Raw genomic sequence first — 10576 nt, forward strand, 5'->3', positions numbered from 1 at the left:
AGCTTCATTTACTCCACATTTGTATCAAAATAATAACTTTCAAATACAGCCTTCGCCTCATCTGAAAGGACAAACTGCATAAAATCTTCAGCGGCCTCTTTCCGGGTTTCATCCGCCCCCTGATTTTCAACAAGGCAGATCGGATAAATCACGTTGCCTGTTAAATCATAACTCACCTTCTCGAGGATCTCCACTTCATCTTCATAGCCGTAAGTATCCGAATAATAGGTCGTTCCAACTTCACAGGCGCCCTCCGTCACCGCGATCAGCACCTTGCTTACGTTGTCCTGTTCGCTGATCTCCACACCGCCGAGGGCATCGGACACTTCCTGTGTCGTAATGAGTGACGCGTCCTCCGAATCCGGCAAAATCCCCCTATTGATCAATGCCTGACGGGTATATCTGCCCGCCGGGACACTTCCCCCTGCCAGCGCAATACTCGAAGCCTTCTCCAGATCCGACAGCCCTGTCACCTTCGTCCCGCTGCCCTTTAATGTCAGAACAACCACCTGATTATTCACCACATCATGGCGCGAGCCTTCAACCACAAGCCCGTCCTCTTCCAGCTGATTCATCTGCTTCTGGGCTGCTGAAAAGAAAATATCACATTCATATCCGGACTCGATTTGAGTCAAAAGTGTCCCTGAACTGTCCGCATTCAATGTGATCTTAACCTCAGGATGCTCTTTCTGATATTTTCCGGCCAGTTCCGTCATCACCGTGTTGAGACTGGCGGCAATAAATACCTGAATCTCCGTCGTCCCGCTTTTTACGGCCTTTGTTGATCCGCCGGGAGCTGCGCAGGCCGCAAAACTCGTAACCATACACAAAATCATTCCCACCGCTGTCATTCGTTTCATCCATTGTCTCATTTTCTTGCACATTCCCCTTCGGTTCCCCGCAAAATTCCAATACCATGCCCCAATTCCGGTAAAATATACGTCAATGCCTCGCGGACGGCCTTTGGACTTCCGGGCAGATTGACGATCAGCGTTTCCTTCCGGATCCCCGACTCCGCCCGACTGAGCATCGCCCGCTTTGTTATTGTCATGGAATAGCTTCGAATCGCCTCCGAGATTCCCCGCGCCATCCGATCGCAGACAGCGATCGTCGCTTCCGGCGTGATATCCCGCTTTGAAAAACCGGTCCCGCCGGTAGTCAAAATCAAATCTACCTGTTTCTGATCTGCCAGCCGGATCAGCTCTTGCTCAAGCATTTTCTGCTCATCAGGAAGGATGAATATTTCCGCAACCTCATAGCCCGCTTCTAAAAGCATTTGCTGCGCCATCGGCCCGCTTTTATCTTCCCTCTCTCCGGCATATCCCTTATCACTCAGCGTGATCACCGCCGCAGTATAGGTCCGTCGGCCCGCTGCGGTATACGTTGATTTTACCGATTCGGCCACTCTCTCAATCTTATCACCCTTTTTGATTTTACCGCCATGCAGAACCCGGGCAAATATCCCCTCTTTGGGCATAATACACTCGCCCATCCGCTCATAAATCTCGCAATGGCTGTGACATTCTTTGCCGATCTGCGTCACTTCCAGCAAAACATCTCCGGCCTGAAGCCGGCTGCCCACCGGCAAAGCGACCAGATCAAATCCCTCGACAACCAGATTTTCCCCGAAGGCTCCATATTCGATATCTGCTCCTCTTGATCTAAATGCATCGATCTTTTCCAGAGAAAGCAGGCTGACCTGCCGGTGCCACTGCCCTGCATGGGCATCGCCGACAATGCCCCATTCCTCTTTAAATTCTGCCTGCGCTATCTCATATTTTTTTGTTCCTCTCTGTTCACTGATACAGATTGCCCGAATCTCACCCATACATCTTCCTCCCGATCATCTCCCGCCGCCTTTTCCAAAACCGCAGTTTGGAAATGTACACACAGGACAGGAGAGGCATAATCCGCCCTCCCCCATTGTAATAATATCTTCCTCAACTAATTTTTCTCCGGCCAAAATTCTTGGAAGCACCAAATCAAAAATTGTTCGTTTTGAATACATCACGCAGCCCGGAAGTCCCAAAATCGGAACTTTTCCTCTATAATAGGCCAGCATAAACATTGCGCCCGGAAGTACCGGCGCCCCATAGGTCACAATCTCTGCACCCGTATTTTTAATCGCCAACGGTGTCCTGTCATCCGGGTCAACGCTCATCCCGCCGGTACAGATGATCATATCCACCCCTGCTTCCAATTGTTTCTGAATAGTTTCCCTGATCTGCTCCGGATCATCACTACATAAGGCATGCTCCGCCGTCCGAACACCGTATTCTTCCAGCTTTTCTGCGATCACGGGAGTAAATGTGTCTGCAATCCGGTTTTTATAAACCTCACTCCCCGTAGTCACCACTCCGGCGGTTTTATACCGATACGGCAAAATTTCAAAAACAGGCTTCTGCCCGGCCGCTTCCCGGGCAGCCTCCATCCTCTCTTTTTCTATAACAAGCGGAATAACTCTCATTCCCGCGATCTTTTCACCCTTTTTTACCGGGAAATTCCCATGTCGAGATGCAATCATCATCTTTCCCAGCGCATTCACTGCCCTGAGTTTCTCCCGCCTTATTTTCAGCACACCGTCCATATCCGCAATCAATTCGATTTTCCCCTCTTTGACTTCGGAACCATGCATATGCTCTCCTTTACATATCCGGTATAAAATATCCGCCGCTTCATTCTCATGAAGCATTGTTTCATCATTTTCCCAGATGTAAACATGCTCTTTCCCCACATCTAAAAGGACCGGAATATCTTCTTTCTGAATCACATGTCCTTTTCGGAATACGGCATCTTTAGTCACCCCCCGGATGATCCGGGTGATATCATGGCATAATACCTGTCCGACGGCATCCTCTACACGCACTAATTTCATTGACTTTTCCCTTCATTTTTTTTACTATTCCCAGTATAATGTTTTAAATTTCCAGTGTCAACCGCAAGAAAAACGGCGCCCTAAAGCGCCGTCTCTATTTCACTGCATATTTTTTCAATGTCAACGCTGCTGACATCCGTCACATCCACCGCAATCGTCTTCCCCAACCGTATATCATAGTCCTTTTCGCGGCACATTCTGACATATTCATCAAAAGACATGGCTTGTATCCAATCTTCCTTCAAAACCGGCTGTCCGCGGTGATAGCGGTTCAGCAAATGCCCGGGATGCCGTTGATCATTATCATCCCTTCGAAGTCCCCGCAGATACAGGCTCCGCATATTCCCGGTCAATAGAACCGTAACCATAGAATATCCGTGTTGTTCTGCAAGCTCTTTCAGCGTATCCGCATGCTTTCTGCAAAATGGATATTCGATTAAAATCGACTTTCCTTTTTCCATCCGACCGTCTAAAATCCGATAAAATTCCTTTAAACTTTTATTGTTCAGGCGTGTTTTCTCCACTGCATTATCGAAGCCATACCGGTCAAAATAACTTTCCTTTATAGTATCGTAAGAAATTAACTCTAATTCCGGAAAACGACTGCATATCCCTCCTGCCAGACATGACTTTCCGCTGCCCGGGCATCCTGTCATAATAATCAGGTTTTTCTTCATAGAATCATCCCTTTCGAGCCTTGATCAAATCAGCAGCAGCCCTCAATCCCAAGTCTCCTCTCGGCCACATACATTATAAGATGATTCATCATCAAGTGCAAGTCTTCAACAACCTTCATGCTGTCCAGCGGCACATAAAACTTATAATCCGCCATCTCTTTCAGTTTTCCTCCGCTGAAGCCGCAGAAACCAACCGTCTTAACGCCCTGTTCCTTTGCATAGGAGACCGCATTGAGAACATTGGCGCTGTTTCCGCTGCCGCTGATCCCGATAACCAAATCATTCGGCTGCAGTTTACCGCGCAGCTGGAACCGGTAAATCTCTTCATAGCTGATATCATTTGCAATGGAGAGCATCGTTGCCACATTATCATTCAAACAGCAAAATCTGAACTTCTTATCAACAAATTCAGAAATGCCTTTATTAAAATCATTAGCCATATGAGAAGCCGTCGAAGCGCTGCCGCCATTGCCAAACACATAAATTGTTCCCTCAGCCTCATAGGTTTCCATAATAAGGTCAACCACAGTCTTCATTTCTTCTCTGTCGATCACATCGAACATTCTTTTTTCCATCTCAAGATATTCTGCTATGTAATTTTCTGTGTTCATATTTCTTCTATCCTTCCTATATTTTACTTGCTAAAACTTAAATTATCTATGGCTAAATAATATGGATGTCTGAAATATCCAACTCTATTTTAGCTCTTTCTCCGATTTCATAAATTCGTTTTGTCTTTGGATTATTTTCGTGAATAGTGAACTTATTTCCAAACAATTCCAATTCATAAAGCTGATAAGAACCCATAAATGTGGACAACGTCACTTCCGCTTCAAAAACACCTGTTTCCCGCACGGAACATGCTTCCGGTCGAATAACAATGGCACATTCACTGCCGATTTCATATACCTTGCCCGACGCAGGCACTTTGTCCAGCAAAATGCCTTCCACTAAAACCTGCACCGTATCATCATCGTTCATTTTCTGCACTTTTCCATGCAAAATGTTTGCAGTTCCGATGAAATTTGCAGAAAACTCGCTGTTTGGCCGATAATATACATCCTTCGGCGTTCCGGCCTGAGCAATTTTGCCGTCCTTTAGAATGACAATCCTGTCGGACATACTCATCGCTTCCGCCTGATCATGAGTTACATAAATTGCCGTGATCCCCACCGCTTTCTGAATACGACGAATTTCTGTACGCATCTGCACTCTCAGTTTCGCATCCAGATTGGAGAGCGGCTCATCAAAAAGCAATACCCCCGGTTCCATGACGAGTGCACGCGCCAGTGCAACACGCTGCTGCTGTCCACCCGAAAGTTCATTCGTGTGTCTGTTTTCATAACCGGTCAGACCTGTTAATTTTAATATCTCAGTTACACGGGCGCGAATCTCGTCGGAGGAGAGTCTTTTTATTTTCAATCCATAAGAGATATTGTCATATACATTCAAATTCGGAAATAAGGCATAAGTCTGGAACACCATCGCCGTATCCCGTTTATCCGGAGTTAAGTGTCTGATAGATTCGCCGCCGAGAAGGATATCTCCCTCAGACGGCTTCTCAAAACCGGCAATCATTCGAAGCGTTGTTGTTTTTCCGCATCCCGAAGGTCCCAACAATGTCACGAATTCACCCGGTTCAATATCCAGTGAAACATCATCTACCGCATGTACATCTTTATTGCCCTTTTTGCCCGGATATATTTTCGAAAGGTTTTTGAGCGTAACACCTTTTGCTTTCATCTGATTTTCCCCCTTTATACCATTAAATTCGTATCACTGCTTCTGCCAAAACGCTGTAAAATAAGATTCATAATACCGACAGCCACAAATACGATCGCCATCAATATAACAGACAGGGCGGCCGCATAACCAAACTGACCTTTATCCACATGCTGCATAACACGAACTGTCAACAAATTGTAGTTTGCAGAAACAAGGAAAATAACTGCACTGATCGCCGTCATACTCTTGACAAAACTGAATACCAGCCCTGTGTAAAAGGCCGGTCGGATCAACGGCAGTGTAATTGACGAAAATACCTTCGCCGTACTTGCCCCCAAATCCGTTGCCGCTTCTTCAATACTCGGGTCAATCTGCCGCAGCGCGGACATTCCCGAACGGACGCCGACCGGCAATCGGGTCATTACCAGCACAATAACCAAAATCCATAATGTATTTGTCAAAATCAACGGTTTCGTATTAAATGTAAGAATATAGCCCAAACCAAATACCGTTCCCGGCACAGCCATGCCAAGCATAGATACATATTCAACCAGCCGCCTTCCGACAAACCGTTTGCGAACGACCAGGAAAGCAACGATCATGGAGAGAATACCGCCGATTGGCGCCGCCAATACGGCGATCAACAATGTATCCGCCACAGGCTTCATGCTATATTTAAATACATAATCAAAGTTCTTCAATACAAATGTATAATCGGCGCCCCAGGTCTTAAAGAAGGCGCTGAGTACAAGGAATACATAGAACAGCAATACCCAGAATGATACAAAAAGGCAAAGACCGTTCGTCACAACAACAATCCCTTTATCATCGATCATTTCCCGGATACGGCTGGCCTTACCGGTCAAAGTGACATAAGACCGTTTATCAAGTACCGCCTTCTGTATAATAAATACAACCAGGGTAACACTCAGCAGGATGGCCGCAATCGCCGTACCTGTCTGCGTATCATAATTGCCGATTGCCTGGATATATATCTGGGATGCCAGTGTCTTATAACCGCCTCCCAAAATCATTGGATTTGAAAAATCAGTCACCGATTCAATAAAAGAAAGCAAAAATACATTGGCAAGACCGGATGCCAGCATTGGCAGCATAACCGATGTAAATACTTTCAGACGATTTGCCCCCAGATTGCGGGCCGCCTCTTCCATGGACACATCGAAATTCTCCAGAAGACCGTCCAGCGTCATGGCTGCAATCGGGAAGAAAGTCATCGTCTGCACGACAACCAAACCCTTAAATCCATAAATGTCAAAGTTAGGAATACCAAGTAATTTATATGTAATAAGTCCTCTCCGCCCCAAAAGGGTAATGGCAGATAAAGCCAATACGAACGGTGGTGAAATAATCGGCAGGATTTCTATAATACTGTATAATTTCTTAAACGGACTCCGGACACACTGCTTCACATAGGCAAATAAAAAGCCTATGATCGTGGATGTCAGTCCGACAACAAGTCCCAAGCGCAATGTATTGCCAAAGGCCGTGATGAAATTTTTGTTTTTAAACAACGCCTTATAGGATTCAAAGGACAGCACTCCGTTTTTATCAAGGAAACTTCCCTTCAGAATTGAAAACAACGGGAGAAGTACAAACAACAACAACACAACAATGACAAAAACAATGACCAGAAGCAATACAGGGTCCTGCAGCATCCCCTTTTTTTTATGAGATTTTGTTTCCATATTCAGTCCCTCCATTTGTCAAAAAGGAGGGTACATTTCTGCACCCTCCATCCTCAGCAAATAACTTTTTCGTCTATCCGTTTAGTTACCTGTCAACTCTGCCCATCTTGTTGTGAAATCAGCTTTGTTTTCGCCGGCCCAAACAGTATCATATTCGATTGTTTTTGCATCGGCAATACTTGCAGCTGCTTCCGGAGCTTCTGCACCTTCAGCGGTAAGGAACTGGAATGCGCCGTATTCTTTGAACATGTTCTGGCAATCTGCTGTCAGAGCCCAATCATAGAAAATTTTAGCTGCTTCCTGATCAGGACCGTCTGCCAGGATAGCCATAGCGCCGGTTTCATAGCCTGTACCTTCGGAAGGAACAGTCACTGTTAACAAATCTTCATAGCCTTCAAGCTGATTCTTGATCGCATCATGGCAGAAGCAAACACCAACGGCAACTTCGCCGGAAATAACAGATGCGATACAGCCTGAACCACGCTCAGTATACTGAAGAACGTTATCATTCAATTTCTGCATGAATTCAAAGCCTTCTTCTTCACCCATAAGCTGAAGTACGGATGCTAAAATAACATAGCCTGTGGAAGATGCCGCCGGGGAAGCCATCATAATTTCTCCCTTAAGTTCATCCTGCAGCAATTCTTCCCATGACTGAGGCGCTTCGATATTTAATTCTGCTAATCGGTCATTATTGCTTACAAAGCCAACATAGCCAATGTAAATACCTGTCCAGTAGTTATCGGCATCTTTATATTTTGCTTCAATCGATGCTGCATTCGGGGATTCATACTGCAGCAATAATCCCTCTTCTTTAGCAGTGATAAACGGGTCTGCCGGGCCGCCGAACCATACGGAAGCTGTCGGGTTATCCTTTTCTGCCTGAACTCTTGCGAGGATCTCGCCGCCGCCTAAAACAACACAATCAGTCTTAATCCCGGTTTCTTCCTGGAATCTCTCACAGATAGCATGGGTCTCATCATCAAATACTGCGGAATAAATTGTCAGCTTCAAATCTGAATGGTCTTCCGCCGCCTCTGATTCACCCGTTGTCTCTGCTGTCGTCTCAGCCTTTGTTTCTGCTGTTGTCTCCTTCTTCTCGGAACCGCATCCGGCCAGAAGACATGTGACAAGTGTCATTGTCATAAGTAAACATACAAATTTTTTCATAGTAAACCTCCTCCTGATATTTACTTAAGATATTTTAAATGCACTGCGCACTTAAAATCGAACTAACTGAATCTTTTTCTGAATCGTTTCTACCATCGCACGATTACATTCAATCATCAGATTTCGCATTGTATCATCCGGTTCCGCTTTCGCAAATACGTCCTTTGCCTTTCGAACCCAGGATACATTCAGCTCTGTACCAAAATTTAACTTGTACATTCCAAGCCGAACGCACTCCCGGACATCCTCATCCCTGACGCCGGTTCCCCCATGAAGTACCAGTGGAATATCCACAGCCTCATGAATCTCTTTTAATATATCCAATCGAATATTTGTCTTCGCCTGATACATACCGTGATGTGTTCCTATGCCGACAGCCAGCGCGTCAACTTCTGTCCGCCGCACAAATTCAGCCGCATCCGCCGGCTCCGTATACGGATATGTCTCAATGATCTTTCCCCGGCCGACAATACCGAGTTCCGCTTCGATCGAAGCCTCCGCCGCCCGGGCCATCTCAACGGCTTTCAGTGTATTCGAAACATTTTCTTCAAAGGAAAGCTTTGAGCCGTCATACATTACTGAAGAAAATCCTCCGTTAAGAGCCTCCTGAATATCTTCAAGGCTGGTCGCATGATCCAAATGAAGCGCTATATCTACTGTCATGTCCTCAGAAACCTTTTTTACAATCGATGCCAACAGGGAATAACCGATATATTTTGCCGTCGAAACGGACACCTGTAAAATAACCGGACATTTCACCGCATCCGCCGCTTTCGCCATCACCGGCACAACTTCCAGTGCATGAATATTAAATGCCGGAACACCCTGTCCATCTGCCATTGCCTGGGCAAGTAATGGTTTCATCGTACAATACATAACTACCCATCCTCCCAACATATTTCAATAAGTTTTTTCTTTTTCGATAAAACTATTATATCTTTTATTAACATTGCCGTCAATATGGCGTAATTACACATTTATCGAAATCGATTTTAGTGAAATTGACTAAAATAACTTTTTTCTTGTCATATTATTTATGGATGTTATATAATTGTTATATAATTGACATCTGGAGGTGTTTGTTTGAAAACTCTGGTTGAATCGCGCAAACAACTAAAACGCAATCACATTTTAGATCTTATCCGAAGGAGTCCCGAACCCCTTTCACGATTTAACATAAAAAAAATGACGGGATACAGCATGACGACTGTCTCTAATACGATCACTGAACTTCTTCAGGAACAGCTTCTGATTGAAGATACTTGTTCAGATACCAGCCGTATGGGGCGAAAGCCCATATTTCTCCACTTAAATGGGGCCGGAGGATATTTTATCGGTATTGAATTTAACATACAGGCCATTCACTATGTTATTATGGACTTTAAATGTACGCCGCTTTTTTCAGGACAGGCCACGATAACTGAACCCATTTCCACTTCGTTTATGCTGGAACTGGTTTTTCAGTATACGGAAGAATGTCTTCGATATCTTGGCAGCCGCCGGGATCGGGTCCTCGGTATAGGCATCGGTCTTCCCGGTTATATTGATACAGCTTCGGGTGTGGCCCTGAATTATCCGCATATGGCAGATTGGGAAAATATTCCTATCGTCAGCATTATGGAAGAACGGTTTCACCTGCCATGTTATATCGGCAATAATGTCGGTGTGATGGGGCTTGTTTTCAAATGGATGAGCGAATATCAGGAATCCTGCGACTTTCTGCTGATTTCAATCCGTACCGGCGCCCGTTGTATTCCTTTTATCAACCAGCAGCCTTACTTTGGGAAAATCAGCAGTACGGGAGAAATCGGCCACTTAAAGGTATCCTCGTCAAACCGGATCTGCGACTGCGGGCAGGTGGGCTGTCTGAATACGGAGATAACCGATTTAAGTATACGGGATAAAATCGAAGAAGGGTTTAAAAAGAACGAGTTTCAAATAGTGCAAAAGATTGCCGACGGCCGTCGGCCGACAGTTAACATGCTTGTCCGGGCCGCAAAAAAGGGCGATACTGATGCCATCCATCTTATTGAAGAATCCGGCTATTATCTTGGCCGGGCCATCGCCCTGGCCGCCAACTTATTTGCTCCGCAAAAAATCATCCTATCCGGACAGTTGATCGGAGCGGGACCGCTCCTTTTTAATCCGCTTCAGGAACAGGTAAACAAGGAGTGTCTTCCGGCAATATCTAACCATATGGAAATCATCCCATCGCCTTTTGGCGGGGAAATCGGTGCCTTCGGTGCTGCCGCGCTGGTGCTTGAAAATGAATTCAATCCAATTGCATCAAATATGCTGTAACATAAAAAAACAGGCTATTCATATCGAATAACCTGTTTTTTACTCCCCGAGCGGGGCTCGAACCTGCAACAACTCGGTTAACAGCCGAGTGCTCTACCATTGAGCTATCGAGGATTATCTTA

The 10576-nt window shown here is 45.5% G+C and carries 10 protein-coding genes and 1 tRNA gene; 1 reads left to right on the plus strand and 10 read right to left on the minus strand.

Going from position 1 to position 10576, the window contains the following annotated elements; all coding sequences use genetic code 11:
* Positions 1-8: 8 nt before the first annotated feature.
* The 9 genes from modA to ACMN7X_RS11310 form a co-directional block, all read right to left on the minus strand.
* On the minus strand, positions 9-824 hold the full coding sequence (modA, locus tag ACMN7X_RS11270; protein WP_418747572.1) for a molybdate ABC transporter substrate-binding protein: 816 nt from the start codon (positions 822-824) through the stop codon (positions 9-11).
* A 44-nt stretch (positions 825-868) separates the two neighbouring features.
* Positions 869-1828 carry a molybdopterin-binding protein gene (locus tag ACMN7X_RS11275; RefSeq protein ID WP_418747562.1) on the minus strand — a complete coding sequence of 320 codons (960 nt, stop codon included), beginning with the start codon at positions 1826-1828 and terminating at the stop codon, positions 869-871.
* A gap of 15 nt (positions 1829-1843) precedes the next feature.
* Positions 1844-2875 (minus strand): molybdopterin-binding protein, encoded by a 1032-nt coding sequence (locus tag ACMN7X_RS11280; protein WP_418747563.1) that lies wholly within the window; start codon positions 2873-2875, stop codon positions 1844-1846.
* Positions 2876-2955: 80 nt separating this feature from the next.
* Positions 2956-3552 (minus strand): AAA family ATPase, encoded by a 597-nt coding sequence (locus ACMN7X_RS11285; RefSeq protein WP_418747564.1) that lies wholly within the window; start codon positions 3550-3552, stop codon positions 2956-2958.
* A gap of 29 nt (positions 3553-3581) precedes the next feature.
* Entirely contained in the window at positions 3582-4163 is a 582-nt protein-coding gene (locus tag ACMN7X_RS11290; RefSeq protein WP_418747565.1) for an SIS domain-containing protein, read from the minus strand.
* A 52-nt stretch (positions 4164-4215) separates the two neighbouring features.
* Positions 4216-5295 carry an ABC transporter ATP-binding protein gene (locus tag ACMN7X_RS11295; protein ID WP_418747566.1) on the minus strand — a complete coding sequence of 360 codons (1080 nt, stop codon included), beginning with the start codon at positions 5293-5295 and terminating at the stop codon, positions 4216-4218.
* A gap of 14 nt (positions 5296-5309) precedes the next feature.
* Positions 5310-6983, minus strand: coding sequence for an ABC transporter permease (locus ACMN7X_RS11300; RefSeq protein ID WP_418747567.1), 1674 nt, complete (start codon positions 6981-6983; stop codon positions 5310-5312).
* Positions 6984-7064: 81 nt separating this feature from the next.
* A complete protein-coding gene (locus ACMN7X_RS11305) occupies positions 7065-8153 on the minus strand; it encodes an ABC transporter substrate-binding protein (RefSeq protein WP_418747568.1) in 1089 nt (362 codons plus the stop codon).
* 51 nt (positions 8154-8204) lie between these two features.
* Positions 8205-9029, minus strand: coding sequence for a class II fructose-bisphosphate aldolase (locus ACMN7X_RS11310; protein ID WP_418747569.1), 825 nt, complete (start codon positions 9027-9029; stop codon positions 8205-8207).
* 207 nt (positions 9030-9236) lie between these two features.
* On the opposite strand from ACMN7X_RS11310, the gene ACMN7X_RS11315 reads away from it, so the two are divergent.
* On the plus strand, positions 9237-10454 hold the full coding sequence (locus ACMN7X_RS11315; protein ID WP_418747570.1) for an ROK family protein: 1218 nt from the start codon (positions 9237-9239) through the stop codon (positions 10452-10454).
* 42 nt (positions 10455-10496) lie between these two features.
* Here ACMN7X_RS11315 and ACMN7X_RS11320 read toward each other — a convergent pair.
* Positions 10497-10568: transfer RNA gene (locus tag ACMN7X_RS11320), tRNA-Asn, on the minus strand.
* Positions 10569-10576 lie beyond the last annotated feature (8 nt).

Source organism: Frisingicoccus sp. (assembly GCF_048388605.1).
Taxonomy (GTDB): domain Bacteria; phylum Bacillota; class Clostridia; order Lachnospirales; family Lachnospiraceae; genus Frisingicoccus.

Excerpts from the sequence above, each read along its gene's own strand:
- modA (WP_418747572.1), bottom strand. The coding sequence starts at position 824 with ATGGTTACGAGTTTTGCGGCCTGCGCAGCTCCCGGCGGATCAACAAAG.
- ACMN7X_RS11275 (WP_418747562.1), bottom strand. The coding sequence starts at position 1,828 with ATGGGTGAGATTCGGGCAATCTGTATCAGTGAACAGAGAGGAACAAAA.
- ACMN7X_RS11280 (WP_418747563.1), bottom strand. The coding sequence starts at position 2,875 with ATGAAATTAGTGCGTGTAGAGGATGCCGTCGGACAGGTATTATGCCAT.
- ACMN7X_RS11285 (WP_418747564.1), bottom strand. The coding sequence starts at position 3,552 with ATGAAGAAAAACCTGATTATTATGACAGGATGCCCGGGCAGCGGAAAG.
- ACMN7X_RS11290 (WP_418747565.1), bottom strand. The coding sequence starts at position 4,163 with ATGAACACAGAAAATTACATAGCAGAATATCTTGAGATGGAAAAAAGA.
- ACMN7X_RS11295 (WP_418747566.1), bottom strand. The coding sequence starts at position 5,295 with ATGAAAGCAAAAGGTGTTACGCTCAAAAACCTTTCGAAAATATATCCG.
- ACMN7X_RS11300 (WP_418747567.1), bottom strand. The coding sequence starts at position 6,983 with ATGGAAACAAAATCTCATAAAAAAAAGGGGATGCTGCAGGACCCTGTA.
- ACMN7X_RS11305 (WP_418747568.1), bottom strand. The coding sequence starts at position 8,153 with ATGAAAAAATTTGTATGTTTACTTATGACAATGACACTTGTCACATGT.
- ACMN7X_RS11310 (WP_418747569.1), bottom strand. The coding sequence starts at position 9,029 with ATGTATTGTACGATGAAACCATTACTTGCCCAGGCAATGGCAGATGGA.